This is a genomic window from Helicobacter sp. T3_23-1059 (genome assembly GCF_053654515.1).
The window spans coordinates 1-20,178 of the sequence record NZ_JBSIUV010000029.1 but is presented as its reverse complement, the minus strand read 5'-3'; the positions used below and the strand labels follow the sequence as shown (position 1 = coordinate 20,178).

The 20,178-nt window shown below is 38.3% G+C and carries 21 protein-coding genes and 1 other RNA gene; 14 read left to right on the top strand and 8 right to left on the bottom strand.

Annotated elements, in window-relative coordinates:
- The first annotated feature begins 118 nt into the window (after positions 1–118).
- The 3 genes from ACWIX0_RS08825 to ACWIX0_RS08815 all read left to right on the top strand — a co-directional run bounded on the left by ACWIX0_RS08825 (position 119) and on the right by ACWIX0_RS08815 (position 4,534).
- Positions 119–1,144, top strand: a complete 1,026-nt coding sequence (locus ACWIX0_RS08825; RefSeq protein ID WP_454173653.1) for a bifunctional 3,4-dihydroxy-2-butanone 4-phosphate synthase/GTP cyclohydrolase II — start codon at positions 119–121, stop codon at positions 1,142–1,144.
- A 493-nt stretch (positions 1,145–1,637) separates the two neighbouring features.
- Positions 1,638–1,787, top strand: a complete 150-nt coding sequence (locus ACWIX0_RS08820) for a hypothetical protein (protein WP_454173652.1) — start codon at positions 1,638–1,640, stop codon at positions 1,785–1,787.
- Between the two features lie 128 nt (positions 1,788–1,915).
- The gene (locus tag ACWIX0_RS08815; protein WP_454173651.1) at positions 1,916–4,534 is read left to right on the top strand and encodes a TonB-dependent receptor; all 2,619 of its coding nucleotides are present in this window, start codon (positions 1,916–1,918) and stop codon (positions 4,532–4,534) included.
- 22 nt (positions 4,535–4,556) lie between these two features.
- On the opposite strand, the gene ACWIX0_RS08810 is transcribed toward ACWIX0_RS08815, so the two are convergent.
- From ACWIX0_RS08810 to ACWIX0_RS08800, 3 genes are read right to left on the bottom strand one after another with little or no spacing between them, the layout of a single operon-like run.
- On the bottom strand, positions 4,557–4,757 hold the full coding sequence (locus tag ACWIX0_RS08810; protein ID WP_454173650.1) for a hypothetical protein: 201 nt from the start codon (positions 4,755–4,757) through the stop codon (positions 4,557–4,559).
- A 9-nt stretch (positions 4,758–4,766) separates the two neighbouring features.
- Positions 4,767–4,934, bottom strand: coding sequence for a hypothetical protein (locus tag ACWIX0_RS08805; protein ID WP_454173649.1), 168 nt, complete (start codon positions 4,932–4,934; stop codon positions 4,767–4,769).
- Between the two features lie 6 nt (positions 4,935–4,940).
- Positions 4,941–5,117 (bottom strand): hypothetical protein, encoded by a 177-nt coding sequence (locus tag ACWIX0_RS08800; protein ID WP_454173648.1) that lies wholly within the window; start codon positions 5,115–5,117, stop codon positions 4,941–4,943.
- Positions 5,118–5,977: 860 nt separating this feature from the next.
- Here ACWIX0_RS08800 and ACWIX0_RS08795 point away from each other — a divergent pair.
- The 6 genes from ACWIX0_RS08795 (at position 5,978) to ACWIX0_RS08770 (ending at position 10,605) form a co-directional block, all read left to right on the top strand.
- On the top strand, positions 5,978–6,781 hold the full coding sequence (locus ACWIX0_RS08795; RefSeq protein WP_454173647.1) for a hypothetical protein: 804 nt from the start codon (positions 5,978–5,980) through the stop codon (positions 6,779–6,781).
- Between the two features lie 58 nt (positions 6,782–6,839).
- Positions 6,840–7,499 (top strand): nucleotide exchange factor GrpE, encoded by a 660-nt coding sequence (gene grpE / locus ACWIX0_RS08790; protein WP_454173646.1) that lies wholly within the window; start codon positions 6,840–6,842, stop codon positions 7,497–7,499.
- A 28-nt stretch (positions 7,500–7,527) separates the two neighbouring features.
- Positions 7,528–9,417, top strand: a complete 1,890-nt coding sequence (dnaK, locus tag ACWIX0_RS08785) for a molecular chaperone DnaK (RefSeq protein ID WP_454173645.1) — start codon at positions 7,528–7,530, stop codon at positions 9,415–9,417.
- A gap of 77 nt (positions 9,418–9,494) precedes the next feature.
- Complete coding sequence (locus ACWIX0_RS08780) at positions 9,495–9,620, top strand: hypothetical protein (RefSeq protein ID WP_454173644.1); 126 nt, start codon at positions 9,495–9,497, stop codon at positions 9,618–9,620.
- A gap of 60 nt (positions 9,621–9,680) precedes the next feature.
- Positions 9,681–9,998: a DUF5408 family protein gene (locus ACWIX0_RS08775; RefSeq protein ID WP_454173643.1), complete on the top strand. Its 318-nt coding sequence runs from the start codon at positions 9,681–9,683 to the stop codon at positions 9,996–9,998.
- Positions 9,999–10,011: 13 nt separating this feature from the next.
- Positions 10,012–10,605 carry an RBBP9/YdeN family alpha/beta hydrolase gene (locus ACWIX0_RS08770; RefSeq protein ID WP_454173642.1) on the top strand — a complete coding sequence of 198 codons (594 nt, stop codon included), beginning with the start codon at positions 10,012–10,014 and terminating at the stop codon, positions 10,603–10,605.
- Positions 10,606–10,707: 102 nt separating this feature from the next.
- On the opposite strand, the gene ACWIX0_RS08765 is transcribed toward ACWIX0_RS08770, so the two are convergent.
- The 4 genes from ACWIX0_RS08765 to ACWIX0_RS08750 all read right to left on the bottom strand — a co-directional run bounded on the left by ACWIX0_RS08765 (position 10,708) and on the right by ACWIX0_RS08750 (position 15,897).
- Positions 10,708–13,131: an AAA family ATPase gene (locus tag ACWIX0_RS08765; RefSeq protein ID WP_454173641.1), complete on the bottom strand. Its 2,424-nt coding sequence runs from the start codon at positions 13,129–13,131 to the stop codon at positions 10,708–10,710.
- Positions 13,132–13,258: 127 nt separating this feature from the next.
- Positions 13,259–13,558, bottom strand: coding sequence for an ATP-dependent Clp protease adaptor ClpS (locus tag ACWIX0_RS08760; protein ID WP_454173640.1), 300 nt, complete (start codon positions 13,556–13,558; stop codon positions 13,259–13,261).
- A gap of 125 nt (positions 13,559–13,683) precedes the next feature.
- Positions 13,684–14,685: a tRNA (adenosine(37)-N6)-dimethylallyltransferase MiaA gene (gene miaA / locus ACWIX0_RS08755; protein ID WP_454173639.1), complete on the bottom strand. Its 1,002-nt coding sequence runs from the start codon at positions 14,683–14,685 to the stop codon at positions 13,684–13,686.
- 42 nt (positions 14,686–14,727) lie between these two features.
- Entirely contained in the window at positions 14,728–15,897 is a 1,170-nt protein-coding gene (locus ACWIX0_RS08750) for an FtsW/RodA/SpoVE family cell cycle protein (protein WP_454173638.1), read from the bottom strand.
- A gap of 164 nt (positions 15,898–16,061) precedes the next feature.
- Between ACWIX0_RS08750 and ACWIX0_RS08745 the strand changes: the two genes are divergently transcribed.
- The 4 genes from ACWIX0_RS08745 to ssrA all read left to right on the top strand — a co-directional run bounded on the left by ACWIX0_RS08745 (position 16,062) and on the right by ssrA (position 18,853).
- Positions 16,062–16,439 (top strand): DUF262 domain-containing protein, encoded by a 378-nt coding sequence (locus ACWIX0_RS08745; RefSeq protein WP_454173637.1) that lies wholly within the window; start codon positions 16,062–16,064, stop codon positions 16,437–16,439.
- A gap of 10 nt (positions 16,440–16,449) precedes the next feature.
- A complete protein-coding gene (locus ACWIX0_RS08740) occupies positions 16,450–18,243 on the top strand; it encodes an HNH endonuclease family protein (protein WP_454173636.1) in 1,794 nt (597 codons plus the stop codon).
- 49 nt (positions 18,244–18,292) lie between these two features.
- The gene (locus ACWIX0_RS08735; protein WP_454173635.1) at positions 18,293–18,427 is read left to right on the top strand and encodes a hypothetical protein; all 135 of its coding nucleotides are present in this window, start codon (positions 18,293–18,295) and stop codon (positions 18,425–18,427) included.
- Between the two features lie 58 nt (positions 18,428–18,485).
- Positions 18,486–18,853: a transfer-messenger RNA gene (gene ssrA, locus ACWIX0_RS08730) on the top strand.
- Positions 18,854–18,921: 68 nt separating this feature from the next.
- Here the strand turns inward: ssrA and ACWIX0_RS08725 are convergent.
- Positions 18,922–19,359, bottom strand: coding sequence for a hypothetical protein (locus tag ACWIX0_RS08725; RefSeq protein ID WP_454173634.1), 438 nt, complete (start codon positions 19,357–19,359; stop codon positions 18,922–18,924).
- 260 nt (positions 19,360–19,619) lie between these two features.
- On the opposite strand from ACWIX0_RS08725, the gene ACWIX0_RS08720 reads away from it, so the two are divergent.
- Positions 19,620–20,174: a hypothetical protein gene (locus ACWIX0_RS08720; RefSeq protein WP_454173633.1), complete on the top strand. Its 555-nt coding sequence runs from the start codon at positions 19,620–19,622 to the stop codon at positions 20,172–20,174.
- Positions 20,175–20,178: the final 4 nt, after the last annotated feature.

Here is a 20,178-nt window from a genome sequence, read left to right as displayed (position 1 = left end):
CAAAAAACTTAAGCCAACAAAGCTATAAAGCAAAGTCGGTATTCTATAAAACTTTATGGTTTTTGTCAATACTTTTAAAGTATAATACGCCCAAATTTTACATTTTAAGGACTGCATTGTGGAATATTTGACACGCGTAGAAAACGCAATCGAAGCAATCAAAAATGGCGAAATGGTAATCGTAATGGACGATGAGGATAGGGAAAATGAGGGGGATTTGGTAATGGCTGGAATCTTTAGCTCGCCACAAAAAGTAAATTTTATGGCTAGCAAAGCGCGCGGACTTATCTGCGTGTGCGTTACCCAAGAGATAGCCACGCAACTTGATTTACCGCTTATGGTGGCAAAAAATGATAGCAATCACGAGACGGCTTTTACGGTGTCTATTGACGCTAGGGAGGCAAAGACGGGGATTTCAGCTTATGAGAGGGATATGACGATTAGCCTTATGTGCGCTTCAAATGCCAAACCTAGCGATTTTGTCCGTCCGGGGCATATTTTTCCACTCATCGCAAAAGACGGAGGCGTGCTAGTGCGCACGGGGCATACTGAAGCGGGGGTAGATTTATGCAAATTAGCGGGGGTAAAACCCATAGCAATCATCTGTGAAATAATGAAAGAAGATGGCACAATGGCGACAAGAGGGGATAAGTTTTTGAGCGATTTTAGCAAGGAACATAATCTAAAGATTCTCTATGTCTCTGATTTAATCGCTTATCGTTTGCAAACCGAGAATCTACTTAGCATAACTTCGCGTGAAAATAGTGAATTTTTATCAAGTGAGTGCGAAAAAATCACGCTAAAAGACCATTTAGATAGGGAGCATTATGCGTTTAGATTTGGCACTCCAAGCACGCCGCTTGTGAGGCTTCACACCATACGCACAGATTTTGAGCTACTCCAAAACGCTAAGCGATTTGACTTCTTGCTAAAATGCGTGAAAAAGCTACAAAAAGAGGGCGGGTATCTTGTGTTTGTCAATGATACTTCTACGCGCACGGATTTGATGAAAAACTTTGGAATTGGCGCACAAATACTAAAAAAACTAGACATAAGCGAGTTTAAACTCATCAGTAGCAACAAACGCGAATTTGCCGCACTTGGCGGGTTTGATTTAAAAATTATCGAAACGCTTACGGTGTAGTTTTTTTGATTTTGCAAAAAATGGATTTGCAAATATGATTTTAATGTGGAGCGTGATTTTATGATTTAAATGCGGTTGGTAGATTGATAAAATCTTAGATTTTGCCAACCAAAAAATCACAAAAACTTTTTGCAAACAAACTACAACAAAGCAAAATCTTTCTATAAAACACTTACAAAAATCTTGCAAAACATTTACCAAAAAAACTTTCCAAAACCCTCTAAAAAAACTCCAAAAAGTTTTTTTAGAAAATCTCTAAAATTTTTTCAAAAATTTTTCAAAAAATTTAAAATTCTTGCAATGCCACGATTTGCGTGCTTTTTTGTGAATTTTTCTCATTATTTGTTTATTTATGATAATTATGCGATTTGTTGTTAATTTTTATTTAAGCAAAAATTTTTTATAATCCGCGCATTTTATAATTTCTAAAGCGATTCTTAAAATCTTTAGGATTATAAAAAACTTCCAAAAACCAAACAAAAAAGGACAAAAAATGAAAACAAACATAAACAATGCCTTGCAAAATATAGCTCTAAACACCACTGCTTTGCGATACGCAACGCACAACGCCACTCAAAATCTACTAAAATCTAGCATAGCAAAAACGAGAGAGAGAGAGAGAGTAAAAGGCGCGAAGCACTAAACTCTAAGCATTCAAATGCAAAGCAAGCACAGATTCTAAAATCACGGCTTCTAAAATCACAATTTGCAAAACCACAACGCACACAGCTTGCAAAATCTAAACAAGGAAAATCTACAATTAAATTAAGTATGGCTAGTGTGTTATGCATTGGCTCTCTAGCACTCGCACAAATGCCACAGGATTTTGATAAAAACTTAACTAAAGATTTTGATAAAAACTTAACTAAAAATTTTGCTAACGATTTTGATAAAAATTTAGCTAAAGATTTTGCGCAAGATTTGATGAAAGAAAATATGCAAAATCCACAAACCAAACAAAAAAATCTAAAAACTCAAAATCTGCAAAATCTGCAAACCCAACAAACCACGCAAAAAAATCCACCAACCCAAAATCTACAAAATCAACAAAATCAAACCACACAAAATCAACGCCTTGCAATGTTTTCTACTCAAACAGAATCTAGTCAAACAGATTCTAGTCAAAATCAAAATCTAAATAACGCAAAATACTATGATTCTTTGCAAGCGCAAGACTTAGGCACAATCACGGCTAGTGCCAAAGGATTTGAATCCAAAATCGATGAGCTAAATCGAAATGTCTATATCATCGACAAAGACACCATAGAGCAAAAAGGCTTTAAGACTACGGAGGAGATTTTTAGCTATATCCCATTTATCACGCGCAATTCGATAGGGCTAGGGACAAACCTAGATTTGCGCGGGCAGGGCAGTGCTAGCAATGTCAATGTCCAAGTCCTGCTAAATGGCATAAATCAAAATATGTTAGATTCTAGCCACGGCGTTACGCCGATAAATACCATTGCGCCAAGCGATATTGAGCGCATAGAAGTCTTGCCCGGTGGCGGGGCTGTGATGTATGGAAATGGCACGCGTGGAGGCGTGATAAATATCATCACAAAAAGACGATATGAGAGTTTTTCTCCAAGCGTGGGGATAAGCTACTTAGGTGTGCCGCAAGCGTGGGGAAGCAAGTATAAGGGGCTATATGGTGAGATAAATGCGGATATGCGTCTTGCTGGCAAAATCACAAAAGGGCTTTATTATGGGATTAGCGGGCGATTTTTACACAAAAGTGGCTACCGTGTGGGGGATAAAAGCAATGCCTATAATGTGGGAGGGAATCTATCGTGGGATATTACCCAAAATCACTCACTAGGGATAGAGGCTAGCTATTTTAGCGGGTATATTACGACTTCGCCAAATTTGCTTTTTGCTATCGGGACGCAAGTTGGGCAACCTAGCAGTGTGGATAATTCGCCTGATAAATCCAAGCGATACAATAGTGGCGAGGGGCTAATAAAAACTAAGCAAGATAGAATCGATACAAGCATAGTCTATGACGCAAAGTTTGCAGAGAATCATAAATTTCAAGCAAAAGCATTTTTTCACTACCTAAAAAACAAATACACAACAAATTTGCAAGATGTTTGGTATGCGCGTGGCAATGCAAGTATGTGGGTGGAGGATTTTTCTCAAAGTGGCTCTTATTTTATCGATGAAAAAATCGGGCTAAATCTGCGCTATGACTATAAGCACTATAAAGGCTTGCTAATCGTTGGATTTGATTCTATCTATAATATTGGCGAGCGATTTTTGTCGTTGCATTATGATTTGCCAAATGTCAATATGGCAATGCCAACAATGCCAACAATGACATTAGTTTCTATGAATCATTATTTGCACACGCCTATCATTGCAAATAAATGGACAAATTCTATTTATGCCATTGAAAAATTTGATATTACAAAAAGATTTTCATTAACCTTTGGTGCAAGGTATGAAAATGCTAACTACACAGGCAAAAGGCGATATTCTAATAATCAAGGTATGCTTATAACTATGCAACAAGGTCAAGCCAATGTAACAGTAAGAAATACTTACCCCGCAAGCCCCACGCCAACTTACAACACGAGGCGTCCCGATAAAGCCATAAAAAACAATATTTCAAACTACGCTTTAGAGCTTGCGAGCAATTATAAATTTGGCACACAAGAACAAGGCAATGTCTATGCTAAATATGAAAAAGGATTTCGCTCTCCAAACCCCGATACTTTGACAGGCGTAGCGAATTCTATCTATGTAGATTCTAATGTCAAAAGTGAGGAATACCATACTTTTGAAGTGGGAAGCAAAGCCCAAATTGGCAAATTCGTATTTCTCTCTGGCTCGGTGTTTTATACCCTGACGCAAAATGAGCTATATAACTACGGAAGCGCGCATTCTGGCTTAAGCGGATTTGGCTACCGCAACTATGATTTAACACAAAGAACGGGCGTAGAGATTTTCTCAAAACAAGAATTTTTTAATCAATCCTTGCGTTTTAGTGAGAGTTTTACCTATGTCGATGCGAGAATCTTAAAAGGCACTTTTGCTACCGATACTGCCACTCGCTCGATGAATGGACAAAAAATCCCATATACTTCAAACTACAAAGCTACCATTGGCATAAACTACGACATTACGCGCAATTTTGGAATCTGGACGCAAAATTCTTTTATTGGGAGGCAAAAAGATATTGTAGGCGGAAATATCAACGCATATAGCTTGACAGATTTGGGATTTGATATGCGCTTTGGTGATTTTAGCGCGACTTTGGGCGTGCGAAATGTATTTGATACGCTATATTTTTCCTACTACAACTCCGATGCTAGCGACCCAACTATCGGCAATAGCTACCTTTACGCAAAGGGTAGGGAAGTATTTTTAGATTTGCGGTATGCGTTTTAGATTTTGACTTATGTGGTTTGTGCTATTGTTGGCATTTGCTTTGTAGCTTACTTTGCGACTTGCAAGGACACTTTGGGCTTAGGGCATGAGCTATACAAATGCTGTTGTCATTTGCTGTTCTCATTGCGAGGGTTTGTGCAATCTTTAGTCTAAAAGTATTGCTGTCATTGCGGGATTCTAGGCTTTTGTCAAAAGGGCTAGAATCGTGGCAATCCAAATTCACTGTTTTTTGTCATTTTTTCATTGCGAGATTTTGCGTAGCAAAATCTTGGCAATCTATTTTGTTAGGCTTATTAAAAGCGCGATTGTCGCCTTGTAGATATAGATTTTGCTTTAGCAACTGCACCCACTTGCGCTTATGCGCTAAAATCGCTACTTTGTAGTTGTGGGCTTGTGCCACGCTTAACTAGCATTCGTTCGCAATGGCGGAAGCAGAATCTAAAGAAATCCACCCACTAGCCACACTCGTGCTGAGAGAGGGGAGAGGGGAATAAGAAATTTGCGACTCCGCAATATAGGGGAAACAAAAAAGCAAAATCCTCCGCAGTGGGAGTGGGAAATTTGGAGACTTTTGCTTTGTCATATTGAGCGTTTAGAAAAATATCTTTGTGTGGATTCATAAGTAGTTTTTTGATGGGCTAGAATCTAGTGTGTATAAGTTATCCCCATTTTAGCGTTAAATCGTGCAATACTAAAAGCGCAAAATCGCTTTTGCTAAAGCGTGATTTGCAGTGATTAAAATAAGCAAAATAGGCAAGTATGCTATTTTCTAAAATGCGTAGAAAAATAGCGATGAAGCAATCAAAAAGATTTTAGCAATTTTGTAATTGTTGATTGTTTGGTGGCTAGATTTGCTTGTATTTGCAAAAAAAGATATGGCAAAATCTATCACAAAATCTAACAATAAACTAACAAGAATTTATCATAATCTAGCATAAAATCGATGATAGATTCTTACAAATCTACCACTTTTTAGCGCGCAAAACACTATCCACACGATTAGCAAAAATGCAAAGATAAAAGCAAATGATGAGGAAAGCATAGAATCTATCTTTTAAGTGATTTGAAAGATAAACATAATCTTATAGCTACTATATCCTTACCACAAAGCAAAACACAATGCAAAAAAAGCGTAATAAACAAAAAGCGATTGTAACAAAAAGAATCACAAGCCCAAAAAAATGACAAAGTTTGAAAAAACAAAAAAAGCGTGATTTATCATAAGTTTGCTAGTATCTACATAAGAAAATCTAAATAAATATACTAAGTAAAGTTTATAGTAATACACTCATATTTTATAATTTTTAGCAATCTTTTTGCTTAAATGCTAATTTTATTTACTTTTTTAGGCTAAGATTCTCATCGCTAAAGACAAAATAGCTTTAGCAAGCCTTTTTCGTTTTTTTTTGTAAATTTCCATAGATTGATTGTGAGGACTAGCAAATGCAAAAAAAAGAATTTTTGCTTAATGAGATGATTCGGCAATATATCAAATATCAAGAGCCTATCGGCTCAGAGACGCTAAAAGTCTCGCTTGGTGTGAATATCTCTTCTGCTACGATTCGCAATTATTTTAAGATTTTGGGGCAGGAGGGTGTGATTGTCCAAACCCACATTAGCTCGGGGAGAGTGCCTACGATTTGCGCGCTAAAAGATTATTGGCGCAAAAAACTTAGCCCCAAAGATTTGCACCCAACGCTAGATTCTAGCAAGCTAGAATCTAGTTGCAAGATTTTCGCGCTATCTTGTGTGATAAAGCCAAATGTAGCGCAAAATTTTAGCCAAAAATTGCTTCAAGTCATTGAGCTAGATGAGGCACAAACGCTTGTGCTATGCTTTAGCAAAGATAGGGTGGCGATTCCGCTTGTGGCAAATATGTCTCGTTTTTGTAAGGAATTGCAAGGTATGGAGCTAGAAGACATCATAAAAATCGCTAAAGAAGTCTGTGCGACAAGCCTTTATAACGCGCTTTGTAGCTTGCAGAGTGCGCCGAAATTTTTTGGGCTAGAGTATTTGGGCGAGCTAGTTAGCTCACAGCCACAAATCGCGCTTGAAATCTTAAATGGCGAAATGTTTAGCAGGCTTGAAAACGCGGTATTTTTTCCTGAAAAAAGCGAATATATGGTGCTAGCACATAACGCCACTTATCTAAAAAACGGCGAGGATAGCGAAGCAAAAATGCTTTGTATTGGCAAGCTAACAAAAGATTATGAGGGCTTTTATGAGGCATTAGAAAAAAGCGCGTGAAGTAAAAAACTTTGAGAATCATCACAAACGCGCTTTATCCCAACACAAAGGAGTAAAAATGAGTAAAGATTCTAGTCTTGCAGATGCGACAGATACACCAAATCAAGCAGAAAATCAAAACATTAAAGAAGCAGAATCTAGCCTAGAATCTGCTAACAATACGCAAGATGAAACGCAAGACAATCTAAATGAAACAAGCAAAGATTGCACGCAAGAATCTAGTCAAAATGAGTTAGATGAAAATGAACTAGATTCTAGTAAATCTAGCGAAAAGGAAGGCGAAAATCCTAGCGGATTTCAAGCCCAAGTAAATGAATGGAAAGACAAATATTTACGCGCTCACGCGGATTTTGAAAATGTCAAAAAACGGCTAGAGCGCGAAAAAAATCAAGCCCTTGAATACGCGTATGAAAAAATCGCTAAAGATTTGTTGCCGATTGTTGATACGCTTGAGCGGGCAAAGGAGGCAGCAAAAGAGCATAATGCGATTTTGGAGGGTATCAATCTCACGCAAGAAAATCTCCTAAAAGCCCTGCAAAAGCACGGCATAGAGGAGATTGGCACAAGCGGTGAGTTTGACCCGAATTTGCACGAATGTATTATGCAGGTGCAAAATGCAGAACTAAACGATGGCGACATCGCACAAGTTTTGCAAAAGGGCTACACTTATAAAGAGCGGACTTTGCGACCAGCGATGGTGGCATTAGTCAAAAACTAAAAACAAAAACCAACACAAAGGATAACAAATGGCAAAAGTAATTGGAATAGACTTAGGGACTACAAACTCCGCAATGGCGGTATATGAAGGCACAGAGGCAAAAATCATCGCTAACAAAGAGGGCAAAAACACTACGCCTTCAATCGTGGCATTTACCGATAAGGGCGAGATTTTGGTAGGCGAGCCAGCCAAAAGGCAGGCTGTAACCAATCCTCAAAAGACGATTTACTCCATTAAGCGCATTATGGGGCTTATGCTAAATGAGGACAAGGCAAAAGAGGCACAGAAGCGACTTCCTTATAAGATAGTCGATAGAAATGGCGCGTGCGCGGTAGAAATCGCGGATAAAACCTACACGCCTCAAGAGATTAGCGCGAAGATTCTGATGAAGATTAAAGAGGACGCAGAAAGCTATCTCGGCGAGAGCGTGAGTGAAGCGGTAATCACGGTGCCAGCGTATTTTAACGATTCTCAACGAAAGGCGACAAAAGAGGCAGGCACGATTGCGGGGCTAAATGTGCTTAGAATCATAAATGAACCCACTTCAGCTGCGCTTGCCTATGGGCTAGATAAAAAAGAGAGCGAAAAAATAATGGTGTATGACTTGGGCGGCGGGACATTTGATGTTACGGTGCTAGAAACAGGCGATAATGTCGTAGAAGTGCTTGCCACAGGTGGAGATGCGTTTTTGGGAGGTGATGACTTTGATAACCGCATAATCGATTGGGCAGCGAGCGAATTTAAAGATGAGAGTGGAATCGACATAAAAGCCGATGTGATGGCACTCCAAAGGCTAAAAGATGCGGCTGAAAATGCCAAAAAAGAACTCTCAAGCGCGCAAGAGAGTGAAATCAACCTGCCATTTATCACCGCAGATGCGAGCGGTCCAAAGCACTTTGTCAAAAAACTCACGCGTGCGAAGTTTGAAAGCCTTATTGAGGATTTAATCGATGAAACAATCACAAAGATTGATTCTGTGATTAAAGATGCGGGGCTAAGTAAAAGCGATATAAGCGAAGTGGTAATGGTGGGCGGAAGCACGAGAATCCCAAAAGTCCAAGAGCGCGTAAAAGACTTCATCGGCAAAGAGCTAAACAAATCGGTCAATCCCGATGAAGTCGTGGCTGTGGGTGCAGCGATACAAGGTGGCGTGCTAAAGGGCGATGTCAAAGATGTGCTGTTGCTTGATGTAACGCCGTTGTCGTTGGGAATTGAGACACTTGGTGGCGTGATGACAAAAGTAATCGATAGAGGCGCGACAATCCCTACCAAAAAAACTCAAACTTTCTCTACGGCTGAGGATAACCAACCAGCCGTAACCATACGCGTGCTTCAAGGCGAGCGCGAGCTAGCAAAAGATAATAAACTGCTAGGGAATTTTGATTTGCAAGGAATCCCGCCTGCCCCACGCGGTGTGCCTCAAATTGAAGTAACATTTGATATTGATGCAAATGGGATTTTAACCGTGAGTGCAAAAGACAAAGCAAGTGGCAAATCTCAAGAAGTCAAAATCACAGGCTCAAGCGGGCTTAGTGATAGTGAAATCGAAAAAATGGTAAAAGATGCCGAGCTACACAAAGAAGAAGACGCCAAACGCAAAGGCGCGATAGAATCGCGCAATATGGCGGATTCGCTAGTGTATCAAACGGAAAAAACGCTAACAGAAATGAAAGACAAGCTAGAATCTAGCGATGTAGAAAAGATAAATTCTGCGCTAGAGGAGCTAAAAACCACGCTAAAAGATGAAAATGCTACAAAAGAGCAAATCGATGAAAAGGTAAAAACCCTCACAGAGGCAAGCCATAAGCTAGCTGAAGCGATGTATGCAAAAGATGGCAAAAATCAAGATAGCGCAGGCGGTGCAAATGCTAACAAAAAAGGCAAAGATGATGATGTCATAGATGCCGAAGTAGAATAATGCCAACAATATAGGGCTTGCAAGATTTTGCCTGCAAGATTTTGCGTGTAATATGTTGGCAAAAAATGGAGGGGAAATTGGAGCAAAAAATGAGGGGGGAAATAAATTATAACTTGCAAATAGATAAAACAAGATTTTCACACAAAGGCTTTGTGGGCTTTGTGATTTTGTGGTGGGATTTTGGTAGAATTGTGGCTTGTTGATTGTCAAAGTTAAAATAAACGCTACAAATAAATCAAAATATGCAATTTAAAAGGAATGTGATGAATACACCAAATGATCAAGCCTTAAATATCGCTAAAAAAGCGATGAAAATCGTCATATTTATCGGTATGATAGCAGTCGTGCTACTGATGATAAATATCTATATTTTGCTAAACCAAATCACAGCCACTGCCCAAATAAGCAAAGAAGTAAAAGTCATAAAACAAGTGCTAAATATAGAGGATTTTAAGGGGGAATCTAAAGAAGTAACAAAATCTATCATAGATAGCCAAAATCCACAACCTAGCCAGCACCTCGACGCAAATCAAAATCCTAAAACGCTATCAAAATCTAACACACAAAATCCACAACCCTAAAAGAGTAATAAAAATGACGCCAACACTTAGCAACGCAAACAAACGAGTTTTTATCATTCACGGATTTGATGCGCATCCGCGCAAGCATTGGTTTGTATGGCTAAAACAACAGGTGGAAAATCTAGGAGCAAGCGTAGAGATTCTCTCTATGCCAACCCCCCAAAAACCGATATTAGAAGAATGGATAGAATGTATAAAACATAATGTTGGAATGCCAAACAAAGATACTTTTTTTGTCGCACACTCTCTTGGCACGATTAGCACATTGCGCTATATACACACGCTAAAGCAAGACAAACAAAATCCAAAAATCGGTGGCATTTTGCTTGTATCAGGTTTTTGCAATCCTTTGCCCTCACTCCCCGAGCTTGATAGCTTTGCTAAGGGGGATTTAGATTTTGCAAATATTATTACGAGGGTTAAAAATCGCATAGTTATTAGCGCACAAGATGATGAAATCGTCCCTTATGAATTTAGCAAAAATCTAGCCCAAAACATAGAAGCGACTTTTGTAGGAGAACCAAAAGGAGGGCATTTTATGCAAAGTGATGGGTTTGATACATTTGAGCTTTTATTTGCGCTTTTGCGCTTGCAATTAGAATCTTAAGCTTATTTGTTTGATAGTTTTTGGTAGCAAATGTATTGCAAAATGATTTTAGATTTTTATAAATTTTATTTGATTTTGCAATAAATTGATTTTGCAATGAATTTAAGCAAGGCAAAGCACAAATTTATCTTTTGCAAAGCTAACGAGCACTTCGCCCCCTTTATCTAGCTTGCCATTTATGATGATTTCGCTTAGTGTGGATTTTATCTCGCTATCAACTAGCTTTTTTATCTCTCTAGCACCTAGCGCACTCTCCCCACTGCTAGCACTTAGACGATTTAGCGCGCTAGAATCTAGTTTGATTTTTATGCCTCTTTTTTCTAGCGAATGGTTCATATCGCTGATAATTTTTTGCGCGATTTTTTTAAATTCTGCTTTGCTTAGCGGATTAAAATGAATCGCTCCATCAAGCCTGCCACGAAACTCTGGACTAAAAATATCTTTTAGCGCACCACTTATACGAGCAGAATTATCCGCACCAAAGCCAATGGCATTGCCTTCCTTACTACCCGCGTTTGAAGTGAGAATCAAAATAGCGTTGTTAAATCGTGCGACATTGCCCATATTATCGGTAAGTGTGGCATTATCCATTACTTGTAATAAAATGTTATAAATATCACTGTGTGCTTTTTCGATTTCATCTAGGACAAGCACGCAGTGAGGGTTTTTGCGGATTTTATCCACTAAGATTCCGCCATTTTCATACCCCACATAGCCCGCAGGTGCGCCAATGAGTGTGGCGACACTATGGGCTTGACTATACTCGCTCATATCAAATCGCACAAATGCCATTCCCAAATGCGAAGCTAACTCTTTTGCTAGCTCTGTCTTGCCTACGCCACTAGGACCGCTAAATAAAAAACTGCCTATGGGGTGGTTTGGCTCTTTTAGATTTGCCTTAGCGATTTTGATAGAGCGCACTACTTTATCTATGGCTTCATCTTGGGCATAGATACGATTTTTTAGTCGTTTATCAAGGGTTTTTAGGGCGTTTCGTTCATCAGCATTTACTTGTGATTTTGGGATATGATAAGTCTTGCTTAGCACCTCTTCGACATCTTTTTTGGTGATGATAGTTTGGGTGGTTTTGGATTTTGATTTAGGATTTTTGGGGTTTGTAGATTGCGTTGGTGTAGAATCTGCTAGATTGACAATACTATAATTTTGGATTTTAGAATGTTTAGTATTGTGATTTTGCTTGCTTTGTAGCCCATTTAGTGTGGCATTGTTTAGCGAAAATGTCGCACCTACTTCATCTAGCAAATCAATAGCTTTATCTGGCAAAAACTTATCGTGTATATATCGATTTGCTAGCTCTAAGCAGGCTTGCACGGCTTCATCATCATATTTTATTTCGTGAAAATCCTCATAAAGCGGTTGTAATGATTTCAAAATCGCTAAGCAAGAATCTAAACTCGGCTCTTTTATATCAATAGCGCAAAATCTACGCGATAATGCTTTATCTTTGTCAATACTTGTTTTATACTCGCTAAAAGTGCTAGCCCCAATGCAGCGAATATTTCCATTTGCAAGTGCTGGCTTTAGCAGGTTTGAGGCGTCCATACTGCTACTTGAAGTAGCACCCGCGCCCACAAGCGTGTGAATCTCATCAATAAAAACAATGACATTTTTTTGTTCTTCTAGCTCGATTATGATTGATTTTAGTCGTTTTTCAAAATCCCCTCGATACTTGCTCCCCGCGACAAGCGCACCCAAATCAAGCGCGTAAATTACGCAATCTTGCAATTTTTTTGGGACTTTGTTTTGGACTATGGCTAGGGCTAGCCCCTCGACAATGGCGGTTTTGCCAACGCCGGGTTCTCCTAGTAAGATTGGGTTATTTTTTTTGCGCCTACACAAAATCTCACAAATGCGCTCTATCTCGCTATCTCGCCCGATAAGCGGGTCGATTTTTCCCTGCTTTGCTAGGGCGTTTAGGTTTTTTGAAAACCCTTCAAGCGCACTTTTTGTCTTGTTTTTTTGACTAAAATTTGAGCCAAAATTTCTACTAGAATCTAGCCTTGCGCCTTGTGTTTGACTTTGCCCTAGCTCATTTTTTTGCAATTCAAAATCACTAATGCTTGGGATATTTTCTAAAATATCTAACCTACTAACTTGCAGGCTTTTTAACAACCTCGCACAATAGCTATCTCGCTCCTCAAATGCAAACGCTAAAAAATCCCAAAACTCTACCACGCTAGCCCCTGAAGTATCGGCGTGGCGCACCATTTGAGATAGCACGCGTCCTAATGCTGGGGTTTGTTTTGGCAGGGATATTTTTTCATTGCTTGGAATGTATTTGGTGAGATATTCTTTTATGTGGGATTCAAGCTGGGCAGTGTTTGCCCCGCAGGATTCTAAAAACTCTTTGCTTTTTTTATGCACGATAAGCCCCAAAAAAATATGCTCAATGGTTAGATATTCGTGGTGCAATTCTCGCGCTACGCGCACAGAATAATCAATAATCTCGCTAAGCGTATCAGTAAAAATGGGCTGTTGTCTAAAAGGAGGGGTTGAAAATGGCATTTGATTCTCTTTTTTTGGATTTTATGTTTTGAGAGTTGGATTAAAAAATACGGCAATTTGAGATGCGGTTTTTGCGCTTAAAAACTCACCACACCCCGCCACACAAGGCAAAATCTACTAAAAAAATCTATTCAATAGATTCTGTATATGCTTTTAGTGGAAATTGCGCTTCTTTGGCAACTCTTATGGTTTCTTGGACTTTGATTTCGCCTATGTCATAAGGATAGATTCCACAGATTGCCTTGCCTTGCTTATGGATTTCTAGCGTTAAGGCTAGTGCTTCATCGTGGCTTTTTGCATAAATATTTTGCAAGATAGCCACTACAAAATCCATTTCTGTGTAGTCATCATTTAGCAAAATCACACGCACCATTTTCGGCATATCTAGCAATAGCGAAGAATCTAAATCAAATTCTGTTTTTGGCATTTTTATCCCTTATTTTCTAAATTTAACGCGTTGTCTTGCAATAATATTGTAACAAAAATTTAGCATACTTTATCTAAATAGACTAAATCAAATCGCCCACAAAAGCTACGCAAAATTTGCAAAATCTAGCCAAAATCCTTTAAGATTTTTGCTTCTAGCTCATTATATGGTAGGCAAGTAGCATTGCTAAATTTAGAGCGATTAAAAGTGCGCTGTCGTTTAGCAAGCTGGCGCGTGTGGGTGGCGATTTGCTCGCATAGATTTTCTATATTTTTAGGCTTGCTTAAATCGACATTGTTTTGAAAATCTATCAAGCATTCTTTTAGCCCAATCGCCTTAAATGGCTGGATTTCTCTGCCATATTTTTGCAAAAGCCATTTTGCTTCATCTACTAGCCCCTGTTTTAGCATTGCATTTGTGCGGGTTTGTATGCGCTCATTTAGCATTTCTTTTGGCGTGTCTATGATATAGATTGGGATATTAGAAAAAAGAGGCGTTTTTTTGTGGGTTTTAAAATATTCGCTAGGCACAATCCCGCTAGCATAATAAATGCTTAGCAATTTTTGGATTCTATATGTGTCATTTGGGTGGATATTTTTTGCTGAAATGCTATCGATGGATTCTAAGAATTTATATGGATTTTTTAGGCTAGAGATTTTTGCGTTAAATTGGCTATTTTGCAGACTAAAATCTGCATTAAAATCCAAACTAGATTTTGTCAAATTAGATTTTGGGCTAAAATCCGCGCTAGATTTTATAGGATTTTTAGATAGCCCCTGCATAATGCTATGCAGATAAAATCCACTCCCCCCCACGCAAATAAGGATTTTTTTTGCATTTCTACTTTCCTGCAAAGCACGAGTAAATATATCCATAAACACCCCCGCATTGCAATGCTTATCTGGCTCTAGCTCATTTACGCCGTAATGTTTGATTTTAGCTAGATTGCTTGGGCTAGGTTTTGCCGAAGCGATAGAAATGTATTTATAAATACTAAGCGAATCAAAGGAAAAAATATTTGCGTTTAATTTTTCGGCTAGGTTGATTGCTAGGGTGCTTTTGCCACTAGCAGTGGGTGCTACAATGGCAAAAATATCGTTTTTTTCAAGTTTATGGGCAAGCTGCATTTGCTAGATAGATTTTGCGTTAGATTTTGCGCGTTTTTTTGGCTAGTTTTTTTGGTATTGTGCTACTTGAGATATGCTTAGCACAAGTCCTATCGCAAGGCAATTTGCAAGCATAGAGCTACCACCATAGCTAAGAAAAGGCACAGCAATGCCTTTAAGCGGGATAAGCCCCGCTACACCAAGCGCATTTATAAGAAAACTAAGCCCGATAAGCATAGCAATCCCCACACAAAAAAGATAATGCACATTGTCTTGGACGCGGTTTGCGATTTTTAGTATGCGATAAACAATGTAAATGATAAATAGCACGCACACGCTTAAGCCCACTAGCCCTAGCTCTTCGCCTATGCCTGCTAGCACCATATCAGTATGCACTTCGCTTAAAAAGCCTAGCTTTATGATTCCATTGCCAAGCCCTGTGCCAAAGATTCCGCCATTATATAGGGCATTTGTGGCGTGGTAGATTTGGTATGGTTCGGGTAGATTTTCGACTCGCAAATATTCTGCAAAGCGACTAGGCATAAGAGGTAAGATAAAATCTTGCGCGTTTGCATACCACGATTTTAGTCGCTCTATCCTATGCTCTGAAGTGGCGATAAACACGCTAGCTAGCCCACCACTCACTAGCAACAAAACCCCAAAAAGCCCCGAGCTTCCCCCCGCAGCAATTAGCATCGTTGTGAGCGTTATGGCTAGCAAGACTACTTGCCCTAAGTCATTTTGCATTACCGCTAGCACCATTACGATAATGATAAACACTGCGATATAGGGCAAAATCACTAAAATCTCTTGGAAAATATTGCGTCTTTGATTTGTAGCAAATTTGCGCGAAAAGCTCCACGCCAAAAAAAACACAAAACCGATTTTAAAAAACTCACTAGGTGCAATCGAAATAAGAGGCAGGCGAATCCACCGCTTCGCTCCACCCGCAGAAGTCGCCATACTCTCTGGCAAAAATGGCATAACAATCATCAAAAAAAACGACACAAAAAACAGCAAAAATCCAAATTTTAAAAAATATTTGTTTGGCTTGCATTGTGCTAATGCCCACATAAGCAAGATTCCCATTACCGCGCTTGCAAACTCCCTTTGCACGAAATGCAACTCACTATAATGATATGCTAGCACGGGATAGCTTGATAGTGAGTAGCTCATCACCACGCCTATGCCAATTAGCACAGAAGTAAATAAAAATAGCCTAGAATCTGCCATTTTACGCGTCCTTAAGCATTATGAAGTAAGTTTAGATTTTTGGTGTTGTTTGGATTTTGATAATTGTGTAAGTTTGCAGAATCAAAAGTGTAGCAAAAAAGAGTGAAAATATCGGCTAATTTGGTTACAATAAGCTATCAAATCTAAAACTAGGAGTTTGCATAATGAAAGCATCAGAAATAAGCGTGAGTGATTTTTTATCAAGGCAATTAACCTCTTTTGTTATCCCCGTGTATCAGCGCAATTATTCGTGGGCTAAAAAACATTGTGAAAAATTATTTGATGATATGGTGGAGCTAACCAAAACGCCACAAAAAAAGCATTATCTAGGCACACTTACTTATATTTGGCATCAAGATGGACTAGGACAAGAATTTGTCATCATCGATGGACAACAAAGAATCACCTCACTCACACTTTTTCTAAAAGCATTGCACAAAGAAGCACTAAATAACGATTCTATCCGCGCAAGTATTGAGACATTTTTAAATTTTTCTGGCGCAAAATCTGCTTCGATGGGGGGGGGGGGGCGAATATTTTGAAGAAGCGAGGTTGCGCTTAAAGCCGATAGAAAAAGACAGGAGGGCATTTTTACTTACGATTTATGAGAGACAAAATGAATTTAATGGCATTTCTAATGTTATTGAGAATTACAAAATCTTTGTGCGCAAAATAAAACAAGCCTTAAGAGATGGGCTTACCATAGAACAAATATATAACGCATTTATGCGGCTAAATATCGTAACTATCGAGCTAGAAGGTAGCGATAAAGAAAACGACCCGCAAGTCGTATTTGAATCTATTAACGCCACAGGCTTGCATTTGAATGGAGTGGATTTGATACGCAATTTTTTGATGATGGGGGAAGGCTATGAGAAGCAGAAATATTTATTTGAAACATATTGGGAAAAAATAGAATCTAATCTAAAAGAAGAAAAATATGTAGCAAGCTTTATCTTGCAATATTTGCGCATATATTTTGGGGCTAATATCAAAAAAGATGAAATAGAAATCTATGAGACATTTAAAAGATTAAGCAAGATTGAATTTGACAACGATAGAGAATCTATGATGCAAGATATGCTGAAATTTTCACAAAATTATGCTGTGCTAATATTTAGCGAATCTAGGCATTTTCTAGCAAATCCCTATAATGTCCCATCACACAAAATCGATATGCTATATCACAAACTAAGAGTGTTTCAAAAATTAGGATTTAGCCTAAGCTATCCATTTTTGATGATTTTGCTTGATGATTTTCACGCACAAAAACTAGATATTGATGATTTTGAAAAAATCTTAAATGTGATTCTCTCATATCTTGTGCGTAGAAATATCTGTTCGCTACAAGCGTCTGCCTCACATAAAGTGCTATGTGAAGCAAATAACTATCTAAAAACAATGAGTGCAAATACGCACAATGACTTTCAAGCACCGCCGCAAAATCCACCCTATCACATAAGCCTAGAATCTGTGGCAAAATATCTAGGCTTTATGAGTGGCGCAGAGCGCGCTCCCACAGATACTGAAGTAGAATCAAAATTTGGCGAGCTAAAAGCAAGCGGGCTAAAAGAGATTTTGCTATTTATTTTGTGGCAGATTGAGTGCGCTAGCAATGAGACAACGCCATCAATGGATAATTTAGACATTGAATATGTTTTCCCGCAAATCCCAACGCAAAATTGGCTAGAAAATCTAAGTGATGAAACCAAAAGTCAAATACTCCAAGTCTATGTCCATACTTTTGGCAATCTAACACTTATCGAAAAGGGCAAAAAAACCCACAAAAAAATCGATGATTCTCCTGCAAGCAAAATGCAGTTTTTAAGCGAATCTAGCTCACTAGTTTTAAATGCTTATTTTAGCGCGCTAGATTGCTTTGATTTGGAAGCGATAAAATTAAGAAGCGAGAATTTGTGTAAGAAATTTTTAGAGATTTTTACCGATATTCCGCATAGATTTCGCACAAAGCAAGAGACTCACACACTAAAATCTAGCTGGACTTATTTGCGTCCTACCGAACTAGTGTTGCCAAGTGGTGAAGTCAAAAAAGTAAAAACTTACAAAAATGTCGCAAGAGAAATTATTAGCTACTTGCTTACGCATTACAAAGATGAGGTTTATTGCGCTATGGAAAATGTGGATTTTATCAAAGATAATGATGAGAAAAAATCCTGTGCAAAAGAGAGTAGTTTTGTGTTTGAGGATTTTAGCGATTTTGCATTTTATTGCAAGGCGGAGGCAGATACTATTCGCAAACATTTAAAAACACTTGTGGAGGGCGTAAATAACGAGGATTGCAAGGCGGAGCATTTTGAAATACGAGGATATATGTCTGGGCAGTAAGATTTGCGTGAAAATTATGTGCGTGGTGCGTTGATTTTTGCGCATTTTTATGTTTATAAATGTGAAATTTAAGCTAGATTTTATACAAGCAGTGCTAAAATCCACGCTTTCAAATCACAAAATACTTGTTTTTGGATTTTGCATCATTTCTGCAAAGATTTATGAGAATCTAAAGCATTGGTAGATTTTGGCGATTTGTGTTTTTTCTTTTTCTTATCTTATGGCGTTTGTCATTTGATTTTGGGGTCGACTTGGATTCGACAGGATTTGCTTCCCTTGAGTGCATACCAGCGCGGGACAGCTGTAAAACTCCCACTTGCAATAAACGCAAACAACACAAAATTCGCTCCAGCCTACGCAAAAGTCGCGTAAGCTTTATCTTTTTCGAGCCGATTGCCTTAGTTTGCTAGCGTGCTAGGTGTCAATCGTAACTTTTGCTAGTTGCGCTTAAGATTTTGCTTTAGGATTTTAAGCAAAGATTTTATAAAGCTATTGTGTGAGGATTTCAAGGTTTAGCCACACAAGAGATGAAAACCTTTGGAAAGTATGTAGAGTCTCTTGATTTGGAGGTAGGTTTTGGACTGGGGTTCAACTCCCCACGACTCCACCATTTTTTTGTCTCACTTCTTTTTACTTTTTGCTTTTGTTTTTTTACTTGTTTTGGATTTTTAGATTTTGTCATTTCCACCCGCGAGTGAGTGCGTGGCACTGCATACAGCGATGGTTGATTTTTTGAAACGACTCATAAGCCTTCATTTTTTGATTTTTGCTTAGAAAATACTCTAGGCTTACGCGCTCTTCTACGATGTTGTTGATAAATGAATAAATAATCGGGGCGTAATTTAGATTGTTTTTACTTAAAAATACTTCGATATTAAACTTCCTAAGCGAGTCAAAATCTACTTTATGCCGTGTAATCCCCTCTTTGACTAGCTCAAATCGATTTAGACTAAAACCTTTTTGTATCAAATCGCTATCATATTGTAGCTTTTGCATAATCTCTACGATATTTGATTCTGTCGCGGTGCTAGGCTCTGCATAGCAAGGGGTAATAAGCACAAAAGATAAGCAAGACATAATTGGCAAAATAAGAAACCGAAAGAGATAATATCGCATCGCTAGCCTTTCATAAAATCGCATACATTGCTTGCCACATTGTTTTTTGTTAGCATTGGGTTAGATTTTGCTTGTGAAATCAAACTTTAAAATCTTTGATATAAAACTTTTAATACAAGACTTGGCATTATACTAAAATCTAGTAATAATAAAAATTTTGCGCTAAAATTCCCCAAAGAGTCTAAAACACATTTTATATGATATTTGCACACAGATTTCACACAAAATGCTAAAAACGCAAACTAACAAAAAGGATAAAAATGTCCAAACAAAATCAAACGCAAAATCACTCACAAAATCAAACGCAAGATAAAGATTCCACCACACAACCCCTAACAAAGCAGAATCTAAAACCCTGTTTTAAATGCCTTTTTACGCTTATAGGCATAAATGTAGCCATAGCTTTTGGCGTGTATTTTGTGCTAGATTTTGGCTATGGGTTAAGTTTTTTTATGGCGCAAGTTAGCGCGTTTTTGGTGGTGCTTAGCTCATTTTATGCGATGAAAGCTAGACTAAAAAAACACCAAGACACTATCGCTAATAATGATGAAAAACAACTTGAAAATATGCAAAATCAACACAAAACAAAACAAGATGATGATGACTCACAGGAGCAAAAATCTAGCCCCATTTCTCGCTTCATACTAGGCATTCAGCTATCATTTGGGCTATATCGTGTGCTTGCGTATTTGGTGCTTGCCGTTGGGATTATTTTGCTTATGGATTTTGGATATTTTTGCGTGCTAGGCTATATCGCAGGTGTGATTATATGCCTATCTAGCATAGTGCTTTTTCAGCTAAAAGGGTATAAATAGATTT